Origin of the sequence: Archangium gephyra, assembly GCF_049060025.1 — a bacterium.
Classification (GTDB): Bacteria; Myxococcota; Myxococcia; order Myxococcales; family Myxococcaceae; genus Archangium; species Archangium gephyra_A.
Map to the genome: position 1 here is coordinate 6,749,034 of NZ_JBMEQQ010000002.1, position 23,557 is coordinate 6,772,590.

The window sequence follows — 23,557 nt, forward strand, 5'->3', positions numbered from 1 at the left end:
TGCTCCCCCCTCGCGGCCGGAACCTCCCCCCTGTCAGGACCTACCCCTCCTGGCTCAGTCCACGATGCCCAGCCGCTCGTAGACGGGCCTCACCTGTTCCCTCCACACCGGCAGCTTCACCGCGAACCATCCCGCCACGCCCAGGCACACCACCCCTCCCGCTCCAATCGTCGCCGCCGCACCAATCCGCGCCGCCAACGCTCCCGCCAGCAGGCTCCCGAAGGGCGCCGTTCCAATCAGCGCCATCGCGTAGAAGCTCATCACCCTCCCCCTCATCCGCTCCTCGACGATCGTCTGCAACAGCGTGTTGCTCGCCGCCATCATCACCATCATCCCGTACCCCACCACCGTCAGCGTCAGCAGCGACACCACCACGTGTCTCGACAGCGCGAACGCCACCAGCCCCGCCCCGAAGAGCGCTCCCGTCCGGGCGATCGTCTTCCCGAAGCCCCTCACCGAGCTTCTCGACGCCAGGTACGCCGCCCCGCCCAACGCCCCCAGTCCCGCCGCCGCCATCAGGAAGCCCAGCGTCGACGGGCCTCCCTCCAACACCTCCGTCGCCATCAGCGGCATCAGCACCGTGTAGCTCATCCCCATCACGCTCATCACCGCCAGCATCCCCAGCAGCGACCGGATGGGCGTGAAGTGGTACGCGTACCCGAAGCCCGCCTTCAGCTCCGCGAACACCCGCCCGTGCTGCTCCACCTTCGGGCGCTTCGTCAGCTTCATCGCCAGCAGCGAGGCAATCACCGCCAGGTAGCTCAGGCCGTCGATCAGGAAGCAGCCCCCCTCCCCCACCCACGCAATCAGCCCTCCCGCCGCCGACGGGCCCAGCAGCCGCGCCGCGTTGAACATGCTGGAGTTGAGGGCAATCGCGTTCGGCAGATCCGCCCGGTCCTCCACCATCTCCACCACGAAGGCCTGCCGCCCCGGCACGTCGAAGGCGTTGATCAACCCCTGCACCAGGCTCAGCACCCCCAGGTGCCAGACCTGGATGACGCCCGTCAGCGCCAGCACCGCCAGCGCGAGCGACTGCAGCATCGCCAGCACCTGCGTCACCACCAGCAGCCGGTGCCGGTCCCACCGGTCCACCAGCACCCCCGCCACCGGTGCCAGCACCAACGAGGGAATCTGCCCGCAGAACATCACCAGCCCCAGCAGCCACGCCGAGCCGCTCAGCCGGTACACCAGCCAGCTCGTTGCCACCCGCGTCAGCCACGTCCCCACCAACGACACGCTCTGCCCCATGAAGAAGAGCCGGTAGTTGCGGTGCGCCAGCGCCCGCAGCAGGAACCTCCAGCCGCCCTCCGGCGCACCTCCGCCTCCTCGCACCGCCATTCCCAGCTCTCCTCACTCGTTGTCTTCGCCCGCTCCAACTCCAGGCGAACGCCCCCACCTCTCGTTAAAAGTAGGGTCGCCAGGGCTCCCGCCCCGCTCCGGATGCCCTCCCGGACGGCCAGCGGCTCGCCCGTCCGGCTGCAAGACAGTGCTGGCCCCTTGGGTCATGATGCATCGCGGTGTAGAACGCAAAGTCCCTCGTGGACGTGGATCAACAACCTTCCCGTTTTTTCGCGGCTGTAATATTCTGTCCTCGCCGGGCATCGAGGACCTGACGTCGTCAGGGGGATGGAAGTGGAGAGCCTGAAGCGGTCGCAACCGGAGCAGCAAGCCGCCCTACCGGAAACGGCGGGTGCGCGGCAGCCGGACGACCGCCCAGGTGACCTCGGCGACTTCGCGGACGTGCTCGAGGAGGAGCTGCTGCGCGCCCACGCGCACCTCAGCCAGGGCGAGGCCGAGCCCACCCGCGTCGTCGGCCCCCCCCTGCCCCTCGCCGCCCCGGAAGAGGCCCAGCCCCTGCCCCGGGGCACCTCGGTGGGACGCTACCTCGTGCTCGAGCGCCTGGGCGCCGGTGGCATGGGCGAGGTGTACGCGGCCTTCGATCCGCAGCTCAACCGCCGGGTGGCCATCAAGCTGCTGCTGCCCGGAGGCGAGGGCCTGGACGGGAGCGAGGCCCGCCTGCGGCTGATGCGCGAGGCGCAGGCCATGGCCCGCCTGTCGCACCCCAACGTGCTGCCCGTCTACGACATCGGCGAGCACGGGGACCAGGTCTTCATCGCCCTGGAGCTGGTGGAGGGCAGCACGCTGCGGCAGTGGCTCAAGGAGCAGCCGCGCGGCTGGCGCGAGGTGGTGGAGGCGCTCACCCTCGCGGGCCGGGGACTGGCCGCCGCGCACGCCGTGGGGCTCGTCCACCGCGACTTCAAGCCGGACAACGTGCTGGTGGGGCGCGACGGGCGCGTGCTCGTCTTCGACTTCGGCCTCGCGTGTGAGCAGGGCACCGGCTCGCCCGGCGCGCCCACCCCGGTGGACCTCTCCGAGCTGCTGCGCGCCGAGCTGCCCGGGGGCTCCGACTCCGGCTCCATCTCCGGCCTGCGCACGCGCGAGCCGCTGGAGACGCCGGTGACGCGCCACGGCCTCATCATGGGCACCCCGGGCTACATGGCCCCGGAGCAGTACCGCCAGGAGGCCGTCACCGCCCGCGCCGACCAGTTCAGCTTCTGCGCCACGCTCTACTACGCCCTCTACCGCGAGCATGCCTTCGAGGGCAGCGGCGCCGCCGCGCTCGCCCGCGCCACCCTGGAGGGCCGCCTGCGCCCGCCGCCGCGCGACTCGGGCGTGCCGGGCTGGCTGCGGCGCGTCGTCCTGCGCGGCCTCCACCTCCACCCCCAGGAGCGCTACGCCTCCCTGGAGGCGCTGCTGGAGGCGCTCCACGACGACCCGCGCGCCCGCCTCCGCCGCCAGGCCTTCGTCGCCATGGCCGCCGCCTTCCTCGTGGCCGTGGTGGCCGGCGCCGTGGGCGAGTGGCACCAGCGCCAGGGCCTCTGCCAGGGCGTGGGCTCGCGCCTGGAGGGGGTGTGGGACGCGCCGCGCCAGGAGGCCGTGCGCAAGGCCTTCCTCGCCACCGGCGCCCCCTACGCGGCCGATGCCTGGAACGGGGTGAAGACCGCGCTCGACGCCTACGCCGCCCAGTGGGTGGCCGGACAGCGCGGCGCGTGCGAGGCGACGCGGCTGCGCGGCGAGTCCTCCGAGGAGCTGCTCACCGCGCGCACCGTCTGCCTGGAGCGCCGCCGCTCGGAGCTCAAGGCCCTCACCGGCGTGCTGGCCGAGGCGGATGCCGCCGTGGTGGAGCGCGCCGTGGAGGCCGTGCGCGGCCTGTCCGAGCCGGGCCCGTGTGACTCGGCGGATCCCCTCACCGCCCCCGTGCCGCCGCCCGCGGACGCCCGGGTGGCCGCGCGGGCGGAGGGGCTGCGCGCCGCGCTCTCGCGCGCCCGGGCGCTGCGCATCTCCGGCCAGTACGCGGCGGGGCTCTCCGTGGCCGCCCCCGTGGCCGCCGAGGCGCGCGGCCTGGGCTACCGCCCCCTGGAGGCCGAGGCCCTGTTGGAGCTGGGCCAGCAGCAGGCGGGCTTCGGCAACCCCGAGGCCGAGCACACCCTCAAGGAGGCCATGTGGACGGCCGACGAGGTGCGGCTGGACGAGGTGCGCGCCGAGGCGCTGGTGGCCCTCACCCAGCTCGTCGCCTATGACGCCGCGCGCGTGCAGGACGGGCATGACTGGTTCCGCCAGGCGCGCGCCCTGCTGGTGCGCACCCGGCGCCAGGGCCGCATCCTCGCCGAGCTCGAGAGCGCCCACGGGCTGGTGTACGCCGCCCAGGGCGACGCGGGCGCCGCGGAGACCTCGCAGCGCAACGCGCTCGTCGCCCTGGAGAAGGTGTCCTCGCCGCAAAGCCCCGAGATGGCCATGGTGCTGCGCCGGCTGGGCAACACGCTGAGCGACCAGGGCCGCCACGCGGAGGCGCTGCCGGTGTACCAGCAGGCGCACGCGGCCTTCGCCCAGACGCTCGGCGCCGAGCACCCGCGTGTGGGCAGCTCCCTGGTGAACCTGGGCACCACCCTGAGCGCCCTGGGCCGGTACGCCGAGGCGCTGGCGCCGCTGCGCCAGGGTGTGGGGATTGTCGAGCGCTCGCTCTCGCCGCGCCACCCCTTCCGGGCCATGGTGCTGGACGCGCTGGGCGGCGCGCTGTGGCGGGACGGGAAGACGGACGAGGCGCTGACGGTGCTGAAGCGGGCGGTGGAAGCCGCGGAGCGGGCGCGCGGGCCGGAGCACCCGGACGTGGCCGGGCCGAGCAGCACGCTGGGCCGGGTGCTGGTGGACGCCGGGCGCCCCGCCGAGGCCCTGCGCCACTTCGAGCGGGCGCTGCGCCTGCGCGAGCACGCGCTGGGGGCCGGGCACCCGGAGCTGGCCGGGCCGCTCACCGGCCGGGGCGAGGCGTTGGTGGAGCTGGGCCGGGCCCGGGAGGCGCTCGCGCCGCTGGAGCGCGCCCTGGCCCTGCGCGAGACACACGCCGTGGCCCCGGCGGAGCTGGCCGAGACGCGCTTCGTCCTCGCCCGCGCGCTGTGGGACGCGCGCCAGGACGGCACGCGCGCCCGCGAGCTCGCCCGGAAGGCCGGGGACGCCCTGGAGCAGCCCGGCTCCGAGGCCCTGCGCACCCGCGTCCAGGCGTGGCTCGCCGCCCGTCCGCCGCGCCGCTAGAGCGCCCCGCTTCACCCCCCGTCACGCGCCTCCGTCTCCCCCGTGAAGTGACGAATTCCGGCACCCACCGGGACGCCCTGTCCGTTTCCGGGACACCCCCTGGCCTCCCCTCAAACTCTCATTCTCCGAGAGCTTCGCGGCCGGAGTGTCAACTCCGTTGACGTTGCCCGACATGTGGGGCTGGAGCGGGAACGCACCACGTCACGGGAGCAAGAAGTCCCAAGTCCCTGGATTCACTCGGCTGCCTGGGCTGGCGCGGAAACTGCTGTAACTGTCCGCCGCCAACGAAACCCCCAGTCTGGCACGCGAGTTGGTTTGCAGTCAAACCATTGGCGGTCCCCCAGGCCCCCAGGCCCCAAGGAGTCGACGTGAAGCTCTCTTCGAAGAAGTGGCAGAAGCTGTTCGCCGCGGCGCTCGCCGTGACGCTCGCCCCTGTCTCCGCCCTCGCCGAGGACAAGGACAAGGACGATCCCAACGGCCGTCGCGAGGCCATGGACGCCTGGTACAACGAGGCCTACGGCCCCAAGCAGAACGGCAAGAGGAAGAAGGACGGGCCCTGGGCGCCGGCGTTCCGCAAGTTCATGAACGAGGCGGCCGCCAAGGAGCGCGCGAAATATGCCTCCCAGCTCCCCGGCACCGCGACGACCATCACCGCGGTGACGGACCCCACGGCCACCGTCGCCGCCACGGGCTCCACCTGGGTGAACATCGGCCCCACCAAGTCCGACTACATCGAGAACGGCAGCTACAAGCTGGCCAAGACGGACGCGGGCCGCGTGCGCAACATCATCCCCGTGCCGGGCACCACCACCCTCTATGCCGCCTTCTCCGGCGGTGGCGTGTGGAAGTCCACCAACGGCGGCACCACCTGGACGCCCATCACCGAGACGCTGGGCAGCCTCTCCGTGGGCTCGCTGGAGCTGGATCCCAACAACAGCAACACGCTCTACCTCGGCCTGGGTGACCCCTTCGACGGCACGGGCATCGGCCTGGTGAAGTCCACCGACGGCGGCGCCACGTGGATGGCCCCGGTGTACCTGGGCAACGCCACCTCCATCACCGACCTCCAGGTGGTGCCGGGCAACAGCAACATCGTGCTGGCCACCACCAACGCGGGCCTCTTCCGCTCGGTGGACGCGGGCGCCACCTGGAGCCAGGTGAGCCTCAACACCGGCTACGCCGAGGCGCCGTCCGGCTGGTCCATCGCCCACGCGGGCGGCACGAGGTTCATCGCCACCCTCGAGGCGCAGCCCTCCGCGGCCAGCGGCAACACGCAGGGCCAGGTGTGGGTGACGGCGGATGCCGGCGCCACCTGGACGCGCTCCACGGGCGTCACCTCCACCGCGGGCCTGGAGCGCATGACGGTGGCCACCGCGCCCTCCAGCCCCACCACCGTGTACGTGCTGGCGGCCAAGCCGGGCGGTGACCTGGCGGAGATCTTCAAGTCCACCAACGGCGGCACCAGCTTCACGGCGACCAGCGCGGCCGGCAAGCGCTACAAGAACGCCAACACCGAGTCGCGCACCGTCGGCACGCTCTTCAACACCCAGGGCTGGTACGACCAGCTCATCATCGTCAACCCGAAGAACGCCAACGAGCTCTTCATCGGCGGCGCGCTGCACCTGGCCAAGAGCACCGATGGCGGCACGTCCTACTCGATGGTCTCCAACTGGCTGGGCCAGTTCAGCCTGCCGTACGTGCACGCGGACTTCCACGCGGCGGCCTTCGACGCCTCGGGCAAGCTGTACGTGGGCAACGACGGCGGCATCTTCACGACGGCCGACGGCGGCGCCACCTTCAGCGACACGCTCAACGTGGGCATCGCCTCGCACCTCATCTACGACATCGGCAGCTCGGGCGGTGACCGCAACGCCGTCATCGCGGGCCTGCAGGACAACGGCACCCGCGTGCGCGTGGGCTCCACCACCGTCTACAACCAGGAGCTCGGCGGCGACGGCTTCGATTGCGAGATCCACGCCACCAACGCCAGGCTGATGCTGGGCACGCTGTACTACAGCCGCATCTACAAGAGCACCGACGGCGGCCTGAACTGGGCCGCGGCGAGCACCGGCATCACCGAGAGCAACAACAGCAGCTCGGCGCCCTTCATCACCGTGCTGGCCAAATGGGATGGCGACCCGACGGGCAACACCGTCTACACCTACTCGAACACCAAGGTGTACAAGTCCACCAACTTCGCGACCTCGTGGAGCGCGCTGGGCGTCACCGGGCTGCCCTCGGGCATCTTCATCCGCGGCGTGGCGGCGGCCAAGAGCAACGGCAGCGTCCTGGGCATCGTCGCCAGCGGCGGCCGCGTGTTCCTGACCAACAACGGCGGCGCGAGCTGGACGCAGACGGGCGCGCTGCCCAACAACGGGCTGAGCACCAGCAGCATCGCGTTCGACCCGACCAACCCCAACACGCTGTACGTGACGTCGGTGGCCCCGGACGCGACCAAGGCGCACACGTGGAAGTCCACGGACTTCGGCGCCACGTTCACGGCCATCGAGAACGGCCTGCCGGCCGGCGTCCCGGTGAACCAGATCTCCGTGGACCCGGGCAGCAACACCACGCTGTACGCCGCCACGCACCTGGGCGTGTACCGCTCCACCGACGCGGGCGCCTCCTGGACGCGCTTCGGCACGGGCATGCCGCTGGTCAACGTGACGGACATCGAGATCCTCCCGGACTCGAGCCTCGTGCGCGCCGGCACCTTCGGCCGCTCGGTGTGGGAGCTCACGCCGTAATCCGGAGCACCTCGCTCTGAAGTGACAGGGGTCCGGGCCACAAGCCCGGGCCCCTTCTTCGTTCGCGGGGCCCGCGGACAGGCTCCCGGTGGGCGAGCTCCAAAAGGTGTCCAACCGTTGGACAAGTTTCAGAAGACCGCGCCCGGCAGCCTCCGGCGGCGAAGCTCACCAACTGGTCCAACAATCGGACCAGTTGCTCGAGCTCGGTCCCAACAGGCGCTGTCCTCGAAAGGCGCCCGAGCCCGTTCGCGGCCCAGGCCGTGTTCCGTCAGGGCGTGCAGGTGCCGCCGAGGCCGCTCTCGTCCGCGCCCTCGCACGTCCCGGCGGCGCAGTCGCGGTCCTGGAAGCACGCCTCGCCCAGGCCGTGCTTCTGCACGCACCGGCCATAGCGCGTGTTCGCCTCGAAGTGGTTGGAGCACGTCAGCGCCGTCTGGCAGTCGGCGGCCTGGGAGCAGGGCTCGCCCTCCGCGCGCAAGGGGTAATCACAGACACCCTGGGGATTCTCCACCGGCCCGCTCCGGGGAGGCGGCGAGAAGGAGCACTCCAGCCCCTCGGGGCACGCGGTGTCCGCATCACACCGGTCTCCCACGCCCTCGTTGCACCCCACGGCGCCGAGCATCACGGCGCACAACAGCCACGTCTTCACGGACTTCACAGGCTTCCCTCCAGCGCGAGCGTCACCGAGCGGCCCGGCGCATCCACCCCCGAGGCGTGGAAGCGGTACGAGGCGTCCGTGAGGTTGCGCAGTTCCAGCGTCGTGGTGAACCAACGCCAGCGAGCCCCGGCCCGCAGGTGCACCGCCCCCCAGCCCGGCGTCCCCTGGCAGCCGGGCGACTCGGGGCAGATCCGGATGTCCTCGCGATCCGCCGCGCTCAGCCGCTCCTGGTTCGCCGCCCACTGGAACACGCCCTCCACGAAGGCGAAGTCCACCGGCTCCCACGTGGCGCGCACCAGCCCGTTGAGCGGCGGGGACTTGTTGAAGGGCTCCGTCTGCGGCGGCGCCGCGGGCTCGAGCGGATCCAACCGCTTCTGCGAGGAGAACACCCACGCGGCCTGCGCCAGCAGCGTCAGCGAGGGCACCGGCTTCACCTGCCCGGACAGCTCCACCGCGTGCACCTGCGCGTTGTCCGCGTTCGTCCGCGCCAGGTACGCCAGCCCGTCCGGCGTGTGCGTCTCGCCGTTGAACTCGGTGGGCACCGCCGTCACCAGGTTGTCGATGAAGGTATAGGCATACACGGCCTGCACCCGCGCCAGGTTGCCGCGCTGGAAGCGCCCGCCCACCTCGCCGGTATAGGAGACCTCGGGGGACAGCTCGCGGCTGGGCAACACGAAGCCCGGGCCCTCGGCACCCAGGCGCAGGTAGTCATCCACGTTGGGCGCGCGGAAGCCCGTGGCCAGGTTGGCGAAGAGCGTCACGTTCTCGGTGGCCCGCTGCTGGAAGCCCAGCTCGCCCGCCACGCCCAGCGCCTGCTCGGTGATGGCTGGCAGCACGGGGCTGCCCGGGAACTGCAACTCCAACCGGTTGTCCGCGGGCAGGTGCGTGCGGTTGAGCTGCGCCCGCGCCCCCACGTGCCCCGTCGCGCTCGGCCCCAGGTCCATCTGCAACAGGCCGAAGAGGCCCGTGGCCAGCGCCGTGGGCGAGCCCGGGTAGCGCGCCAGCTCCGGCCGCGGCTCGAAGGCTCCCGGCACCTGGATGGCGCCCCACGTGGCCGCACCCGTCACCTGGTCGTGGAAGACATCCGCCCCCACGCGCAGGCTCGCGTTGTTCCACGAGAGGCCCCGCTCGCCCTCGGCGCGCAGGCCGAGCGTCCACACGTTCGCGTCCTCACGCTCGATGCGATCCCGGGCGATGCGGAAGCGGTCCGTGCGCTCGCTCTGCCGCAGCGCGCTCGCGTCCACGCGCACGCGGTGGAAGGGCCCCGCCCCACTCAAGGTGAGCTGGCCATGGAGGAAGTCGCGCTCCTGGAGGGAGAAGACGCGGAAGTCGCCGGGCACCGAGCGGTCCGTGCGCGGCGCGTCGCTCTGGCGCGCGGCCTGGTACTGCACCAGGAGGATGGCGCCGGGAGACAGCCGCTGGCGCGCCTTCACCGCCGCGTCGTACTCGGTATAGCCGGTGTAGCGCTGCACGCCGACGTCCGCGCCGCCGCGCAGGTCATTGAAGTCCCGCCCCGTCACCACGCCGAGCGCCGCCGTGTTGGGCAGCTCCACGCCCAGCCGCAGACTGCCCTGGAGGCTCATGTCCGCGCTGCCCGCCTGGGCCCGCAGGCTGGTGGGAAAGCGGCGCTCGCCCTCGGAGGAGAAGCGCGGCGTGAGGGTGAGGACGTTGACGACGCCACCAATGGCGTCCGAGCCGTAGAGCACCGAGGACGGGCCGCGCACCACCTCGAGGCGCTCGACGAGGAAGGGGTCCACCGTGTTGAGGTACTGGTTGGGGCCCGCGCGCGTGACGGCGTTGTTGAGGCGCACGCCGTCCACGAGGACGAGCACCTGGTGGCCGAGCAGGCCGCGGATGATGGGGTGGCCACCGGCGTGGTTGGTGCGCTGGACGAAGACGCCCTCCTCCTCCAGGAGCGCCTCCGGGGTGGAGCGCGCGGGACGGCGGGAGAAGCTCCTCGGCCGTCACCTCCGAGCCCACGCGCGAGGCGGGCATCAGCGGCTTGGGGATGCTCGTGGACTTCACGTACGTCTCCCCGAGGGTGACACCGGACGTGTCCGGCTTCCCGGCCCGGGTCTCCGGCGAGGGCGGGGCCTCGGCGGGCGGCGTCTCCGCCGGGGGCTGCTCCTGCGCTCCCGCGGGGAGGGCGTGGCACAGCAGGGAGAGGGAGCACGACCAGACAAGAGCGCGCCGGGCGCGAGGAGGGTGACGCATGGAATCAGGTGTCGCGTGGAGGGGGAGTGTTGCGGCGGGCCAGCTTCGGGCCCCACCAGAGCCAGAGTCCCGAGAGGGAGAGCAACAGCAGGCCGAGCCCCAGCACGGTGCTCATCGTGGCGCGGGCGGCCTCGCCGAGGATGGAGCCGTCATGGAGCGTCTCGATGAAGTCCGAGGCGCGGCGATCCACCGAGAGGACGCGGGCGGTGGTGAGGTCGACCTGCACCTCCCAGAAGCCCTCGCGGAAGAGGACCTTGGCCACGCCCTTGGAGGGACGCACGTCGAGCCGGTCGACGGGACCGGGAGCCGCGCCGAGGTGCGCGCGCAGGCCGGCCTCGGCGGCCGAGGAGATGAGGTGCAGGGGCTGCCAGTCCCGGGCCTCGAGCGAGGCGCCGCGCTGGACGGGGGGTTGGAGGACTGGGACGTACTTCTTCCAGCCCAGGAGGATGCCTGTCAGGCTGCTGAGCAGGATGAGGAGCGTGAGCGGGACGCCGACCCAGCGGTGCAGCGGGCGCAGCCGGCGCAGCCAGACCACCACGCGCGAGGGGCCCGGGCGGGGAGGGGCGACGGGCGTAAGAGCGGGGACCTCGGCTTCCGAGGTTTTTCGGGTGACACGGGCGGGCGACGGCATGGGGGGCGCGGAGGGAGGAGGAGCGCACGGCCCAGGCCTCGTCTCGGTCGTGTGGAACTATAGCGAATCGGGTGCGGGCGACAACGGTGGGGCCCCACACCCCGGGAGTGGAAGCAATGACTGAGCGCAACGGGCGCGAGGCGTGGCCGCCGGAAGCTCACGGAGCTGCTGCGCAAGGTGGACAAGCTGCGGCGCAGCGGGCGGTACACGGAGGCGCTCTCGCGCATGCGCCAGCTCACCGAGACGTACCCCCGCCAGGCGCGCGTGCTGCTGGAGATGGGGTTGACGATTGGCATCTGGGGCAGCGCCCCCGCCGAGGCCCTGCCCTGGTACGAGCGCGTCCTGGAGCTGGCGCCCGGGCACGCTTCGGCGCAACTGCACCGCGCCCTCGCCCTGGCCGCGCTGGGCCGTCACGCCGAGGCCGTGGCTGGCTTCGATGCACTGGAGACCGGAAGCTTCCGCAAGGCGCTCGTGCTGCACATGAAGCGCGCCGAGTCGCTGGAGGTGCTCGGCCGGCATGAGGATGCCGAGCGGGATTGGACGCTCGCGCTCGCGGAGGACCCGGGCAATCCGTGGCTGCTGCACCAGCGGGCCCTGGCGCGGGGGAGACTGGGCCGGCTGGAGGAGGCGGTGAGAGACATTACCGACGCGCTCGCCGCACAGGAGGGCGAGCCGGTGGACGCGGAGTTGCTGCGCGATCGGGGCGTGCTGCGCGCGCGACTGGGTGACACAGAGGGGGCCCGTGTGGATTTCGAGGCGGGGCTCGCCGCGCTGCGAGAAGGCGATCCGTCCGGGCTCGCGGATGACCTGAGGCACAGGCTCCAGGAGATGGGCTGATGCCCTGATCATGGAACCCCACACGGGGTGCAGTAGGAGCCCTCCTCAGCGGATGTTCTGGATCGAATTCTTCGCCGTCTCGTGCCGCGTCTTCATGATGTTGGAGATCAGGGAGGTCGTGCTCCGGGAGAAGCTCGTATTGGAGGCGCAGCAGCGAGCGCATCTCCTGCGCGGTCTGCTGGAGGATCTCCGCTCCGGTCGGTCCTGCTTGCGCGGCGGAAGAACGCTCGCCCGCCACCGTCCCCAGACGCGCCTGAAATGAGCTCGACCCCACCCCTTGGGCTCCCGTGGCTTTGGAAGGAGTCTGGACATTCATGCTGTTCGCCAGCGCGCTGACTCTCATGCCTCACCTCCGGGATGTCTTCGTGCTCGGGAGTTATCGGGAGGCGATTGCCAAGGTTGTTGAGATAAACCGAAACGAGTCCTTCGGTTTTCCCTATGGAGCGCCCTGTCCGAGCCGGGCAGGACGTGCGCGGAAGAACCGCCCCGGATGTCCTCCCGAGTCACCCGCTCCGGGGTGACGGCGGAGGTTGTTTCGTGCTTGCTCCCGGGAACGGGCCGCTCCTAGCGTGCACGCCTGCTCGTCGAGGCTCGCGTGCGCTCCGGTTCCTGGCTCCTCATCCTGTCCCTCCTGCTGTCCGCCCCGGCCATTGCCCGGCAACCGCCCCGCGGGCCCTCGCTCCGCACACGCACGCTCGTGGCCCCCGCCCGGCCCGGCGAGGTGCCGCCCCTGGCGCTGCACGTGGCCGTCGGCGTGCCCACGCTTCTCCAGTTCCAAGCGCCACTGCCGCCCTCGGCTCCGAGGCTTCCGGTGGACGAGGCCCGCATCCGGCTCGTCGCGTTGGGTCCCGGCTCGTGGCTCCTCCTTCTCTCCACCTCCCTGGCCGAGGGCGAACAGGTGCCGCTCACCCTGGAGACCGGACCCGGCACCGAGCCCCTTCACTTCACGCTCGTCACCCGGCGCGAGGTAGCGGACGTGCGCGTGCGCGTGGTGGGTGCTGGCTCCTCCTCCGAGGACGACGCCGCGCGGGCCCTGGCGCTCCACCTGCTCGCCACGCCGCCCTCCCGCGTCGCGCTCGCCTGGCCCCGGGCGGTGGCGCGAGATCCGGGGCGCACCCGGGCGCGGGTGGAGTCCGTGCTCTGGATGGGCCCGCGCTTCTTCGCCACCGCGTCCGAGCGGGACAGCCAGGAAGGCGCCCCACCGTGGCGGCTGGTGCAGGTGCGGCTGCGGGCCACCCTCGTGGACGGCTCGCTCATGGAGTGGCCCGCCCAGCTCGTATCCGGCGCGCTGGAAGCGAGGGGCCAACGCCACGTCTTCACCAGCCTGCTTCCCGAGGGCGCCTCGCACCTGGAGGTGGCACTGGACGGAGAGGACTCCCCGGGCGGATTCAGCCCGCTGCCAGGACAAGAGGCACCACGGCCATGAGAAAAGCCATGAGGAGACCGCGCCGCCCGGACCAGCTCCGCGAGGGCCACCCCATGCGGGACTTCCGCGTCGTCCGCCGGTTGGGAGTCGGTGGCTTCGCCTTCGTCTTCCTGATGGAGCGCGGAGGCGAGCGCTACACGGTGAAGATGGCGGCCCGGCCCGCTTCGCAGAAGGACCCGGACCAGGTGGATGACTGGATGCGCCGCGAGGTGAGCTCGCTGGAGTACGTGCGCCACCCCCACCTGCTGCCCGTGCTGGAGTGGGGCCGGTGGCCCGGGCCGGAGACGGGTTACGCCTACTTCGTCACCCCCTACGTCTCCGGGAGCACCTTCCATGTGTGGCGCTGGCGGGAGCGCGCCTCGCTGCACCAGGTGGTGGGCGTGCTGTGCGAGCAATTGAAGACGCTGGAGGTCCTGCACGCGGACGGAATCGTCCACCGGGACGTGAAGGCAGACAACATCCTGGTGAGGCAGGGGAACGACACGCCCTTTCTCATCGACTTCGGCACGGCGCACCTGCCGTGGGCCCGCGTGCTGACGGAGGGGCTCGCACCGGGAACGCTCTACTGCCAGCCACCCGAGGCCATCCTCTTTCTGGCGTCCCTGCTGTCCGACGACCCTCCGCCCTCGGGCTCGCGGCTGGAGGCCCGGCCCGCCGCCGACCTGTATGCCTTTGGCGTGCTCCTCTACGAGGCCCTCACCGGGTGCCGCCCCTTCAGCACCCGGCTACCGCTGGACGAGCTGCTGCCCGCCATCGCCTACACGCCACCGGTGGAGCCCGGGCAGCTCGCTCCCGAGGCGCCCGCCTCGCTGGGCGCACTGGCCCTGCGGCTGCTGGCGAAGGACCCCGGGCAGCGCCCCCCGAGCGCCCGCGCCGTGCGTGAAGAATTGGAGCGGCTGCGCGAGCAGGAGGGGCACACCGCCGCCTGGCAGGCCCCGGCGAAGCGGCCCTCGGAGTGCACATGGGTGCCGGAGCGGTTTCCGGACGTGGACATGCTGGAGGAGTCCCCCGAGCCCGAGCCCGAGCCCGAGCCCATCCGGGAGGTCCGCTCCGCCGGGCCCGAGGGGAAGAGGAGCCGGTGGCCGATGCGCCTTCTCGCGCTGGTCCTCGGGCTGGGGGTACTCGGGATAGGGTGGGCCCTGCTCCGCGCGACGCATGCCCCTCCTCTGGAGGACGGCCCTCGCGCGGAGGCCACCGAAAAAGGAACGCAGCCCGTGCCCTCCTCCCCTTTCGAAACGCCTCCCGTCTCCGCTGAATCGAAGCCCTCGCGCCTGTGCGTGGTCCTCACCCACCTGCTGGGAGGCGTGGCCGCCGCGCAGCTCGCCGGGTGCGCCACCACGCCCGCGCGGCCCGACCCGGCCAGCTACCTCGCGCGCTGCCCACCCGAGGCCGTTGCCACGCCCATCAAGCTGGGCTTCGACTCCCGGGAGAACGCCACCTTCCTGGAGACGGGCACTCCGGCCTCGGTTGACCCCATCGAGGAGGGCGGCTCCCTCAACGTCAAGCCCGGCCCCGTCATGGCCACCATGTACGCGGAGGTGAAGGGCAAGGAGGTGGAGACGAAGATCACCGGCGAGGCGGTGACGACGCCCTACCGCCTCTACATCCAGTTCGACCGGATGCAATTGCCGGACGGTACGTGGTGGCCCATCTGCGGGGTGGCGGTGGATGACTTCACGTCCTACGGGGTGCCCACGTGGGCAAAGGAGCCCATTCCAGGCTCGCTGGTGGAGCCGGCCAAGATAGACCGGAGTCCCGGCAGCGTGGTGCTCAACGACCCGCGCTTCGAGACGGTGCTGCAATACCCCGAGGGCCACCCGATGCCGCGCCTCACCCTGGCCCCGCCCGACTGGCGCTGAGGTTGCGGCCCGGGGCGATCACAGCGCATCCCGTGCTCTCCGCCCGAGAGGGGGGCGTGAGTCTTGAGACTCGACCGTATGCAATTCTACGAATTGGAGAGAGACCCATCGCCCCGTTACACGGGCGACCTGAACGCTGCCCACAAGTGGGGGCTGCCCGGTGTGGAGCGCTGCCCTGTCTGTGATTTGCCGCCAGAGGCTTATACGATGGGCCAATACCCGTGCGTGGACCTGTCGGGTCTGCCGCCCGGGGACCAGGAGAAGCTGTTGGACTCCTGGCCCGTTCCGCGCGAGGAGTTCATCCGGCTGCGCGAGCTGGTGCGCCCCCTGGCGCCTGCCTACGCCGTGCTGACATCGGGAGCGCGCTTCGGCCCCCTGCGGGGAAGCGGCCTGGGCTACTTCGGCCAGCTCGTCATGCAGAACCCCTGGTCCCTCTGCCTGCGCCGCGAGGCCCTGGAGCGGTTGCAGGGCTCGGGCGTGCGGGGCCTGACCGGCTGCCCCACCCAGGTGCGGTTCCGCACCAAACACGCACCCGACCTGCGGGACATCCAGCTCGAAAGCCACGGGCGATTCCACCCGGGCTGCCTCCCGCCCCCCCATCCTCCGTGCCCCACCTGTGGGGTCGCCATGGGCCACAGCGTCCCGGATCCGTATGTGCTCGACGCCGCATCGCTGCCGGAGCACGTGGACATCTTCCGGCTGGCCGACGCCTCGACGCTCATCATCGCCAACGAGCGCCTGGTGGACGCGGTGCGCCGCCTGGAGCTGGATGGCGTCGTCTTCAAGGAGCTGGAGGCCCGCTGAGCCGGACACCAGGCCACACCGGCCGTGAGGGGCCGGACGCTCCCCGTCCTCCCTCGTGTCTCCGCATTTGAAGGAGCCCTCGGGGCTGTGAGAGGTTTCGCCCCGCCATGGATGACACCACGCTCGCCTCCCTCAAGGCCGCGCTCGACGCGAGCCCCGACAACGCGCCCCTGCGCGGGCTCGTGCTCAAGGCCCACCTCGACCGCAACGAAGTCATGCAGGCCCGCGCCATTCTCGGCGACAACGCCCCGGACCTCTTCTCCGAGCCCGACCGGCTCCACGCCGCACGCACGCTCGTCCAGACCGGCGAGCACGAGCGCGCCCTCCTCTTCTGCTCCAACCACCCCTCCGCCGAGGCCGCCCTCCTCTCCGCCCGCGCCCTCGCCGCGCTCGGCCGCAAGGACGAGGCCCGCGCCTCCTACCAGCGCGCCGTCTCCCTCAACCCCACCCTGGAAGATCGCGACCTGCTCGCCCAGCTCTCCGCCTCCGTGCGCGACGTGCAGCCCTCCGCCGGAGGCCCCCGTCTGCGCGTCATCTCCAACGACGACACCGCCTCCAACGAGGTGGACCGTGTCGTCGCCCCTCCTCAGCCGCCCCTCACCTTCGCCGACGTGGGCGGCCTCGAGGGCATCAAGAAGCAGATTCGCAAGCGCATCATCCTCCCCTTCCAGAAGCCCAGCCTCTTCGAGCGCTTCAAGAAGAAGGCCGGCGGCGGCATCCTCCTCTACGGGCCTCCGGGCTGCGGCAAGACGCTGCTCGCGCGCGCCACCGCAGGAGAGTGCGGCGCCACCTTCTACAACATCGCCATCTCCGACATCCTCGACATGTACATCGGCGAGTCGGAGCGGAAGCTGCACGCCCTCTTCGAGAAGGCCCGCCAGACGACGCCCGCCGTCCTCTTCTTCGACGAGCTGGAGGCGCTCGCCGCCAAGCGCCAGTTCAGCCGCGAGGGCACCAGCGCCAAGCTCGTCAGCCAGTTCCTCGCGGAGATGGATGGCTATGCGCAGAACAACGCCGGGGTGCTGATTCTCGGCGCCACCAACACGCCGTGGGCCATCGACCCGGCCTTCCGCCGCCCGGGCCGCTTCGACCGCGTCCTCTTCGTCCCCCCGCCGGACGCCGTGGCGCGCGAGGAGATTTTGAAGCTCCTGCTCAAGGACCGGCCCCAGGAGCCCCACCTGGACCTGGGCTTCGTGGTGAAGCACACCAGCACCTTCTCGGGCGCGGACCTGTCCAACGTGGTGGAGACGGCCAGCGACGCCGCCATCGAGCGCTCGCTCGAGCAGGGCGACGAGGCGCCCATCACCGCGGCGGACCTCAAGGGCGCCCTCCAGGAGGTGAAGCCCACCGCGCTGGAGTGGCTCACCACCGCGCGCAACTACGCGCGCTATGCCAATGACGCCGGCCAGTACGACGAGGTCCTGGCCTTCCTCCAGGCCCACGGGAAGTCCTGAGCATGAGCGCCACCTACCGCATCCAGGACGAGCCGAGCCCCGGAGCCCTCGGGCACCTCGTCGTCAACCCCGTCTTCCCCCTGCTGGCCTTCATGATGGGCGGGGTGTGGCTGGGGGTGCCGTGGTTCATCCTCAACGGCTTCGCCATGGGCAGCACCACGCGCCGCAAGGAGACGGTGCTCGCGGTGCTGGTGGTGCCCGGGACGCTGCTGCTGGCCATGCTGCTCGGCACCCTGGTGCAGGCGGGCGTGCTGACGAAGACGTCCGCGCCCTACGCCGGGGTGAGCGCCATCGTGTGGCGGCTGGCCATGGGCTACGCCATCTTCAACCTCCAGCAGCGCAGCTTCGCGCTGCACGAGTACTACGGCGGCGTGGTGCGCAACGGGGTGCTCGTGCTGGTGGCCGGTGTCTTCCTGGGCTCGCGGCTCGTCGCGGGGCTCGTCGGCGAAAACACGCTGCTGCAGGTGCTGCTCTGGTGATGCCATGAGTGACTTCCCGTCCTTCCATTGGCGCCACTACGCGCAGGTGCAGCTCGCCCGCGGGGACCACCGGGGTGCGCTCGAGACGTTGCGCCGGGGCCTCGCGCAGGAGCCGGAAGACCCCGAGGCCCATGCCCTGCTGTCGTTGGTGCTGCTGTCCCTCAAGCGCCCGCACGCCGCCGAGCACGAGGCCGGCATCGCCCTGTCGCTGGAGCCGATGTTGCCCCTGGCCCACGCCGCGGCGGCCTCGGCGGCCATGGCCCGCCGCCGCTTCAAGGACGCCGAGCAGCACCTGAAGAACCTGCTGGAGCTGGAGCCCGACGACACGAGCAACCTCCGCCTGCAGGCCCGCTTCCTCGAGCTGCACGGGCAAGAAGCAGCTCAAGCGGGAGGTGTTGGAGCGGGCCATCGCGCTGGATGCGAACGACCCGGACACGATGGTGATGATGGGGTGGGACGCGCTGGAGCGCGGGGACGTGAAGCGGGCCGCGCAGTGGGCCCATGACGCCCTCACCGCCCGGCCCGAGTTCCAGGACGGGTTGGTGCTCATGGGGCAGGTGTACCTGCGCCAGGGCCGCATCGAGGATGCGCGCGAGCACGCGCTGTGGGCCTTGCGCCAGGACGCCGCCGACGAGGGCTCGCTGCGGCTGCTCGCCAGCATCAAGGCGCGGCGGAGCCCGCTGCTCGGCCTGTGGTGGCGCTATGCGATGTTCATGGGCTCGCTGGGCGACGGCAAGAGCACGCTCGTGCTGCTGGGCGCCTTCGTGGCCTACCGCTTCGCCACCCTCGCCGCGAAGGACCTGGGCCAGCCCAACCTCGCCTCCCTCATCCAGCTCGTCTGGCTGGGGCTCGCCCTGTACACGTGGGTGGGCCCCGCCCTCTTCCAGAAGATGGTGCGCCAGGAGTTGGACACGGTGCGGTTGGATGCGCGCTTCTGAGCCAAAGCCCACGGTCTGGGCCGTGCTCGTCTTCCTCGGCCTCACCACCTCCACGTGGTGGACCCACACGGACCTCGGGGACTCGCAGCTCTACCAGGCCGTCTCCCGCCACATGGTCGAGGACGGCACCTGGCTCGCCCTGCGCTACCTGCCCGACGTCCACCCGCGCTTCTTCGAGCACCTCCCCTTCGGCCTCTGGCCCTTCGCCCTCGTCATCCGCCTCTTCGGCGAGCGCGCCCTGTTCCCGCTGTGCGCCGCCTTCTCGCTGGGCACCCTGCTGCTCACCGGCACCGTCGCCCGCCGCGCCGCGGGGCCGTGGGCCGGGGTCACCGCCATGCTGGTGCTCTCCTTCCCCGATGGCTTCTTCACCCGCGCCGGCCAGCCCTTCCTCGAGCCCCTGCTGCTGCTGCTCGCCACCGCCTCCGCGGTGCCGCTGTTGCTCGGTGTGCCGCGCCCGCGTGAGTGGTTCCTGTGTGGCGTGCTCGCCGCCCTCGCCTGCGCCGTGAAGGGGCCCTTCGGCGTGCTGCCCTTCGCCGGAGCCGCCGTCGCCCGCGCCTTCGTCGAGCGCTCCTTCCAGGTGCTCGTCATCGGCACCCTCGTGGGCCTCGCCGCCACCGTGCCCACCGTCCTCTTCCTCGTCACCCATCCGGACTGGTGGGAGGGCTATGTGCGCCACCAGGTCCTCGCCTCCGCCTCCGGCGCGCGCACCGACGGGCAGCTCTCCTGGTACATCCCCTTCCGGACCATTCTCAGCCGCTTCTGGCCCGGGCTGCCCCTGCTCGTGGCCGGTGGCGTGCTCGCCTTCGGCCGGCCCGCTCGCGCCCTCCGCACCCTGCTTCCCGAGGGCACCCGCGACGAGGCCGGAGTCCGCCGCACCGCCTGTGTGCTGCTGCTCGCGAGCCTCTTCATCCTCACCGCGCTCTGCATCCCGGGGCGCAAGGTGTGGAACCACTCGCTCGTCGCCTTCCCGCTGCTGGCCATGCTCGTGGGCATCGGCGTGGGCCCGTGGCTGGAGGCACGGCTCGCTTCCCCCGAGCGCGCGCGCAGGGCCACGCGGGGCCTGGCCGTGCTCGCTTTCGTCGTGCTGGTGGCCTCCCTGGCGGGTGCGGGCCGGCCGCTCTTTCCGAGGCGCTGTCCGCTCGCGGGGGCTTTGGGCCCCGAGACGGCGGACGTGCCCCCCGGAGCCTCCGTGCTGGTGGTGTCCCCGAGCCATGAGTGGACCACCGTGGCCGCGTTCGCCGTGGAGCGGCGCTGGTCGCCCTGGCGCCTCACGGAGTTGGGAAGCGGGCTCGCTCCCGGAGGCCCCGCCGAGGCCCGTGTGGCCTTCGTCGCCGAGGGCGCGCCCGTGAGCGACCCGGGCTGGCGCGAGGTGGGACGCGAGGGCCGCTGGCGGCTGCTGCGCAAGCCCTGAATTTCACGCGGTGGCGGAGCGCCGAAGCTGTTATCCACGCTCGCGCATGGCGATCGACGACGCGTTCCCCAATGACAAGCAGCAGATGATGGAGAGCATCAACCGCTTCATGAGCGACTCCGTCCCGCACAACCGCGAGCTGGGGCTGAGCGTGGTGGACCTCGGGGCGGCGGAGGCCACCGTGCGGTTGCCCTACTCGGAGAAGCTGGTGGGCAACCCCGAGACGGGCGTGCTGCACGGCGGGGCGGTGACGACGCTCATCGACGCCACGTGTGGCATCGCCGTCTTCATGAAGATGGCCCGCATGGCGCGCATCGCCACGTTGGACCTGCGCATCGACTACCTGCACCCGGCCACGCCCGGCAAGGAGCTGCTCGCGCACGCCGAGTGCTACAAGCTCACGCGCGCCGTGGCCTTCGTGCGAGCGCTCGCGCACCATGGGGACGCGGAGAACCCGGTGGCCTCGGCGCAGGGCACCTTCATCATCGTGGAGGACTGAGCCATGGACAGCACGCCCCCGACTCCCCCCACCCGCATCGCCAACATCCTGCGCGAGGTGCGCCTCACGGGCGAGTACCACCTGCTCACCGAGGCCATCCCCTACACGCGCTTCCTCGGCATTGGCGTGGAGAACACCACCGGCGAGGTGCTGTGCCGCATGCGCTTCGCGCCCATGCTCATCGGCAACAGCTCCATCCCCGCGCTGCACGGCGGCACGCTCGGCGCGCTGCTGGAGTCCGCCGCCATCTTCGAGCTGCTGCTGCGCACCCAGACGGACCGGGTGCCCAAGATCATCAGCATCACCGCGGACTTCCTGCGCTCGGGCCGGCCGCAGGACACGCTGGCCAAGGCCACGATTACGCGGCTCGGCCGGCGCGTGGCCAATCTGCAGGTGCAGGCCTGGCAGGAGGACCGGAGCAAGCCCATCGCCAGCGCCAACGCCCTGTTCCTCGTGTCGTGAGGCCGGGTTGCGCATGCTCCCTCTCCCTCTGGGAGAGGGGATGTATCTACAGCTGCTGACCTTCATGACGCGCGGGTTGCGGCTGCCGTGCCTCCTCCTTGAGCGCCCGCAGCGTCTTCTCCGCGAGCCGCACGCCCCACTGCTCGCCCACCTCCTTCGCCTCCTGCATCACCAGCGGCTGGGCCGCGAGGAAGCGCTTGCCCGCCGGCGACTCGTGGAAGGCGAGGGCCGCGTCCAGGTCCTCCTCGGTGAAGTGCTTCATGTAGACCGGCACCAGCATGTCCACCATGGACTCCTCCTCCGCCACCTCGCGGAACTTCTCCATGAAGCCCGGTGGGAGGGTGGACATCCGCTCGAAGTGCTGCGTCATCATGTCCAGCATCATCCTGCCCGAGGCCTCCGCCCCCGTGGCCGCCATCAGCCTGCGCACCTTCGCCTGCTTGCGCATCCCGGCATCGGACGAGGTGCCCGGAGGGGAGGACTCCGCCACGGTGGCCGGAGCCGGAGCCGGGTCCGCGGCCGGGCCCGCGCTCGAATGCGCGCAGCCCACCGCGAGGACCGCGAGGAGACACCACCGCCAGGACGCCAGGGGATTGATGGAGCGCAACGAACAGCCCTCCGCGACGAGAGGACTCTCACGATAGTCCCCGCCCCCATGTGCCGGTAAAGGGGGTCCCCCGCTCAGTATGGACCCACGGACACCGTGTACGCCCGGCGCTCGCCGTCCCGAGTCCACACCAGCAGCGTGGTGGTGCCCGTCTCGACGGGCTCGAGCCGCAGCTTGTCCTCGCCCAGCACCGTCACATCCACGATGCCCGGAGCGCCCACCGCCACGCGCACCACCTCGGGGAGCACGAGCTCCACGGGCGTGCCCAGCACCAGCGCGAGAGGCAGGGCCTCCGGCTTCTCCACGGCCACCGGCTCCCGCGTCCGCCCCACCAGGACGTCCGCCCCGGCGAGCACCAGCCCCAACCCGGCCACCACCGTCACCACCGGCAGCCAGCGAGGCCCCGAGGGCCGGGCCAGCCCCGCCAGCAGCACGTCCATCGAGGGGAAGCGCGCCTCCGGCTCCAGCGCCAGCCCCCGCTCCAGCGCGGCCCGCACGGACCCTGGCAGCCGAGGCCCTCGCGGCACCGGCACCCGGCGCCAGCGGGCCTCGCCCCGGGCCCGCGCATCGAAGGGGCGAAGGCCATACAGCGCCTCGTGGAGCGCCACGCAGAAGCTGAACTGGTCTCCGCGCGCATCCACCTCGCGGCCCGCGAGCTGCTCGGGTGACATGTACGCGGGCGTCCCCGGCACCGCGCCCGCACGGGTGAGCGCCTCGCCAGCGTCTCCAGTGCCCGCCTCTCCCGCGAGCCCCTCGTCCCCCCGGGCTCCGTGGCGCACCAGCCCGAAGTCCGTGACACGGGGCCGTCCGTCCACGCCCACCAGCACGTTGGCCGGCTTGAAGTCCCGGTGCACCAGGCCCGCGCGGTGCGCCGCCGCCAGCCCCTCGCCCGCCTGGACGAAGAGGGCGAGCACCTCGCGCCACGGCCGCTCGCGCTCGCGCAGCCAGCCCGCCAGCGTGGGGCCCTCCACCCGCTCCATCGCGAGGAAGACGCTCCCGCCCTCCGTCCCCAGCTCGAACAGGGGCAGCACGTTGGGGTGCGACAGCCGCGCCATCGCCTGGGCCTCGCGCACCAGCCGCGCACGGCCCTCGTCCCCTCCCCCGCCCGGGCGCAGCAGCTTCAGCGCCACCGTGCGCCCCAGCGTGGGGTCCTTCGCCGCGTACACCACGCCCATGCCCCCCTCGCCGAGCAGCCCCTCGACGACGTAGCGGCCCACCTGGGCGCCCGGGACGAGCGCGGGCGCTCCGGGGTGCATGGGCAGAGTGGGCGCACCCGTGTCCAGACACGTGGGAGCACCGGTGTCACCGGGCCCAGAGGCCTCGGCCGCCACCGCCGCCACCAGCGCCCGGCACGCGGCGCACCCGTCCAGGTGTTGCTCCAGCCGCGGCGTGTCCCCGTGGGACAGCGCGCCCGAGGCGAAACCCGCGAGCACATTCTCGTCCGGGCACCCGTCCGGCGCGCGCAACCTCGATTCCAGGGGCATCTCCTCCCCATTGTCGCAGGCGCGCGCCGCCACGGGAAGCCACCGGGCCCGGCTCAGCCCTGGACGACGAGCTTGTAAGCCTTGCGCGTCCCGTCCTTCGTCCACGTCAGCAGCGTCGTCTCACCCGCCTTGCGCCCGGTGATGCGCACGCCCGTCGCGTCCTTCTTCTCCGCCTTGTCGGCCACGGAGACACCGGCCGTCTCCGGGTCCCCCACGGCGATGCGCACGAGGTCCTTCACCTCCAGGGTGTACACCTCGCCCTTCTTGACGCTGATCGTCTCCGCGGGGGCCGCGGGGCTGCCCTGGGCCGCCGCGGGAGCCACCTGCTCCGCGCCCGCCGCCGTGCCGAGCACCGCCACCGCCGTCACCGCCAGCACGCCCATCATCTTCTTCACGTTCTTCATGGTGTCCTCCGTTATTTCCCGCGTTCTGCCCGGATGACACCGGTGGCCGCGCGGCGTTG

21 protein-coding genes and 1 pseudogene are annotated in these 23,557 nt (G+C 71.8%); 14 read left to right on the top strand and 8 right to left on the bottom strand.

Annotated features, from left to right (window positions below; translation table 11 throughout):
- Nucleotides 1–54 precede the first annotated feature (54 nt).
- On the bottom strand, nucleotides 55–1,338 hold the full coding sequence (locus ACN28I_RS29245) for an MFS transporter (protein ID WP_420945211.1): 1,284 nt from the start codon (nucleotides 1,336–1,338) through the stop codon (nucleotides 55–57).
- 294 nt (nucleotides 1,339–1,632) lie between these two features.
- Here ACN28I_RS29245 and ACN28I_RS29250 point away from each other — a divergent pair, with 294 nt between their 5' ends.
- Together ACN28I_RS29250 and ACN28I_RS29255 are read left to right on the top strand one after the other, a co-directional pair.
- Nucleotides 1,633–4,587, top strand: a complete 2,955-nt coding sequence (locus tag ACN28I_RS29250) for a tetratricopeptide repeat protein (RefSeq protein ID WP_420945212.1) — start codon at nucleotides 1,633–1,635, stop codon at nucleotides 4,585–4,587.
- Between the two features lie 368 nt (nucleotides 4,588–4,955).
- The gene (locus ACN28I_RS29255) at nucleotides 4,956–7,334 is read left to right on the top strand and encodes a hypothetical protein (protein WP_420945213.1); all 2,379 of its coding nucleotides are present in this window, start codon (nucleotides 4,956–4,958) and stop codon (nucleotides 7,332–7,334) included.
- Between the two features lie 268 nt (nucleotides 7,335–7,602).
- Here the strand turns inward: ACN28I_RS29255 and ACN28I_RS29260 are convergent, their stop codons facing one another.
- The 4 genes and pseudogenes from ACN28I_RS29260 to ACN28I_RS29275 all read right to left on the bottom strand — a co-directional run bounded on the left by ACN28I_RS29260 (nucleotide 7,603) and on the right by ACN28I_RS29275 (nucleotide 10,741).
- The gene (locus ACN28I_RS29260; protein WP_420945214.1) at nucleotides 7,603–7,989 is read right to left on the bottom strand and encodes a hypothetical protein; all 387 of its coding nucleotides are present in this window, start codon (nucleotides 7,987–7,989) and stop codon (nucleotides 7,603–7,605) included.
- On the bottom strand, nucleotides 7,986–9,572 hold the full coding sequence (locus ACN28I_RS29265; RefSeq protein WP_420948739.1) for a TonB-dependent receptor domain-containing protein: 1,587 nt from the start codon (nucleotides 9,570–9,572) through the stop codon (nucleotides 7,986–7,988). The genes ACN28I_RS29260 and ACN28I_RS29265 overlap by 4 nt, the downstream gene beginning before the upstream one ends.
- A 102-nt stretch (nucleotides 9,573–9,674) precedes the next feature.
- Nucleotides 9,675–9,926, bottom strand: a pseudogene (locus ACN28I_RS29270) (TonB-dependent receptor plug domain-containing protein); the annotation flags it as partial.
- 281 nt (nucleotides 9,927–10,207) lie between these two features.
- Complete coding sequence (locus ACN28I_RS29275; protein ID WP_420945215.1) at nucleotides 10,208–10,741, bottom strand: PepSY domain-containing protein; 534 nt, start codon at nucleotides 10,739–10,741, stop codon at nucleotides 10,208–10,210.
- Nucleotides 10,742–11,011: 270 nt separating this feature from the next.
- Here ACN28I_RS29275 and ACN28I_RS29280 point away from each other — a divergent pair, with 270 nt between their 5' ends.
- The 12 genes from ACN28I_RS29280 to ACN28I_RS29335 all read left to right on the top strand — a co-directional run bounded on the left by ACN28I_RS29280 (nucleotide 11,012) and on the right by ACN28I_RS29335 (nucleotide 21,003).
- Complete coding sequence (locus tag ACN28I_RS29280; RefSeq protein ID WP_420945216.1) at nucleotides 11,012–11,671, top strand: tetratricopeptide repeat protein; 660 nt, start codon at nucleotides 11,012–11,014, stop codon at nucleotides 11,669–11,671.
- A 52-nt stretch (nucleotides 11,672–11,723) separates the two neighbouring features.
- A complete protein-coding gene (locus ACN28I_RS29285; protein ID WP_420945217.1) occupies nucleotides 11,724–11,933 on the top strand; it encodes a hypothetical protein in 210 nt (69 codons plus the stop codon).
- Between the two features lie 333 nt (nucleotides 11,934–12,266).
- On the top strand, nucleotides 12,267–13,097 hold the full coding sequence (locus tag ACN28I_RS29290; RefSeq protein ID WP_420945218.1) for a DUF2381 family protein: 831 nt from the start codon (nucleotides 12,267–12,269) through the stop codon (nucleotides 13,095–13,097).
- Between the two features lie 8 nt (nucleotides 13,098–13,105).
- Entirely contained in the window at nucleotides 13,106–14,956 is a 1,851-nt protein-coding gene (locus tag ACN28I_RS29295; protein WP_420945219.1) for a protein kinase domain-containing protein, read from the top strand.
- A 78-nt stretch (nucleotides 14,957–15,034) separates the two neighbouring features.
- A complete protein-coding gene (locus ACN28I_RS29300) occupies nucleotides 15,035–15,760 on the top strand; it encodes a double-CXXCG motif protein (RefSeq protein ID WP_420945220.1) in 726 nt (241 codons plus the stop codon).
- 107 nt (nucleotides 15,761–15,867) lie between these two features.
- Nucleotides 15,868–17,214 carry an ATP-binding protein gene (locus ACN28I_RS29305; RefSeq protein WP_420945221.1) on the top strand — a complete coding sequence of 449 codons (1,347 nt, stop codon included), beginning with the start codon at nucleotides 15,868–15,870 and terminating at the stop codon, nucleotides 17,212–17,214.
- A gap of 2 nt (nucleotides 17,215–17,216) precedes the next feature.
- Nucleotides 17,217–17,693: a hypothetical protein gene (locus ACN28I_RS29310; protein ID WP_420945222.1), complete on the top strand. Its 477-nt coding sequence runs from the start codon at nucleotides 17,217–17,219 to the stop codon at nucleotides 17,691–17,693.
- A 4-nt stretch (nucleotides 17,694–17,697) separates the two neighbouring features.
- Entirely contained in the window at nucleotides 17,698–18,198 is a 501-nt protein-coding gene (locus ACN28I_RS29315; protein ID WP_420945223.1) for a tetratricopeptide repeat protein, read from the top strand.
- Nucleotides 18,089–18,631: a hypothetical protein gene (locus ACN28I_RS29320; protein WP_420945224.1), complete on the top strand. Its 543-nt coding sequence runs from the start codon at nucleotides 18,089–18,091 to the stop codon at nucleotides 18,629–18,631. Before ACN28I_RS29315 ends, ACN28I_RS29320 begins: the two co-directional genes overlap by 110 nt.
- Nucleotides 18,618–20,042 carry an ArnT family glycosyltransferase gene (locus tag ACN28I_RS29325; RefSeq protein WP_420945225.1) on the top strand — a complete coding sequence of 475 codons (1,425 nt, stop codon included), beginning with the start codon at nucleotides 18,618–18,620 and terminating at the stop codon, nucleotides 20,040–20,042. Before ACN28I_RS29320 ends, ACN28I_RS29325 begins: the two co-directional genes overlap by 14 nt.
- 46 nt (nucleotides 20,043–20,088) lie before the next feature.
- Complete coding sequence (locus tag ACN28I_RS29330) at nucleotides 20,089–20,541, top strand: PaaI family thioesterase (RefSeq protein WP_420945226.1); 453 nt, start codon at nucleotides 20,089–20,091, stop codon at nucleotides 20,539–20,541.
- A 3-nt stretch (nucleotides 20,542–20,544) separates the two neighbouring features.
- A complete protein-coding gene (locus ACN28I_RS29335) occupies nucleotides 20,545–21,003 on the top strand; it encodes a PaaI family thioesterase (protein WP_420945227.1) in 459 nt (152 codons plus the stop codon).
- 46 nt (nucleotides 21,004–21,049) lie between these two features.
- On the opposite strand, the gene ACN28I_RS29340 is transcribed toward ACN28I_RS29335, so the two are convergent.
- The 3 genes from ACN28I_RS29340 to ACN28I_RS29350 all read right to left on the bottom strand — a co-directional run bounded on the left by ACN28I_RS29340 (nucleotide 21,050) and on the right by ACN28I_RS29350 (nucleotide 23,498).
- Complete coding sequence (locus tag ACN28I_RS29340) at nucleotides 21,050–21,610, bottom strand: DUF2059 domain-containing protein (RefSeq protein ID WP_420945228.1); 561 nt, start codon at nucleotides 21,608–21,610, stop codon at nucleotides 21,050–21,052.
- 74 nt (nucleotides 21,611–21,684) lie between these two features.
- The gene (locus tag ACN28I_RS29345; RefSeq protein ID WP_420945229.1) at nucleotides 21,685–23,094 is read right to left on the bottom strand and encodes a protein kinase domain-containing protein; all 1,410 of its coding nucleotides are present in this window, start codon (nucleotides 23,092–23,094) and stop codon (nucleotides 21,685–21,687) included.
- A gap of 53 nt (nucleotides 23,095–23,147) precedes the next feature.
- Nucleotides 23,148–23,498: a pilus assembly protein N-terminal domain-containing protein gene (locus ACN28I_RS29350; RefSeq protein WP_420945230.1), complete on the bottom strand. Its 351-nt coding sequence runs from the start codon at nucleotides 23,496–23,498 to the stop codon at nucleotides 23,148–23,150.
- Between the last annotated feature and the right edge of the window lie 59 nt (nucleotides 23,499–23,557).

Excerpts from the sequence above, each read along its gene's own strand:
- ACN28I_RS29245 (WP_420945211.1), bottom strand. The coding sequence starts at position 1,338 with ATGGCGGTGCGAGGAGGCGGAGGTGCGCCGGAGGGCGGCTGGAGGTTC.
- ACN28I_RS29300 (WP_420945220.1), top strand. The coding sequence starts at position 15,035 with ATGCAATTCTACGAATTGGAGAGAGACCCATCGCCCCGTTACACGGGC.
- ACN28I_RS29350 (WP_420945230.1), bottom strand. The coding sequence starts at position 23,498 with ATGAAGAACGTGAAGAAGATGATGGGCGTGCTGGCGGTGACGGCGGTG.
- ACN28I_RS29305 (WP_420945221.1), top strand. The coding sequence starts at position 15,868 with ATGGATGACACCACGCTCGCCTCCCTCAAGGCCGCGCTCGACGCGAGC.
- ACN28I_RS29330 (WP_420945226.1), top strand. The coding sequence starts at position 20,089 with ATGGCGATCGACGACGCGTTCCCCAATGACAAGCAGCAGATGATGGAG.
- ACN28I_RS29325 (WP_420945225.1), top strand. The coding sequence starts at position 18,618 with ATGCGCGCTTCTGAGCCAAAGCCCACGGTCTGGGCCGTGCTCGTCTTC.
- ACN28I_RS29315 (WP_420945223.1), top strand. The coding sequence starts at position 17,698 with ATGAGTGACTTCCCGTCCTTCCATTGGCGCCACTACGCGCAGGTGCAG.
- ACN28I_RS29265 (WP_420948739.1), bottom strand. The coding sequence starts at position 9,572 with ATGAGCCTCCAGGGCAGTCTGCGGCTGGGCGTGGAGCTGCCCAACACG.
- ACN28I_RS29335 (WP_420945227.1), top strand. The coding sequence starts at position 20,545 with ATGGACAGCACGCCCCCGACTCCCCCCACCCGCATCGCCAACATCCTG.
- ACN28I_RS29345 (WP_420945229.1), bottom strand. The coding sequence starts at position 23,094 with ATGCCCCTGGAATCGAGGTTGCGCGCGCCGGACGGGTGCCCGGACGAG.
- ACN28I_RS29285 (WP_420945217.1), top strand. The coding sequence starts at position 11,724 with ATGTTCTGGATCGAATTCTTCGCCGTCTCGTGCCGCGTCTTCATGATG.
- ACN28I_RS29310 (WP_420945222.1), top strand. The coding sequence starts at position 17,217 with ATGAGCGCCACCTACCGCATCCAGGACGAGCCGAGCCCCGGAGCCCTC.
- ACN28I_RS29295 (WP_420945219.1), top strand. The coding sequence starts at position 13,106 with ATGAGGAGACCGCGCCGCCCGGACCAGCTCCGCGAGGGCCACCCCATG.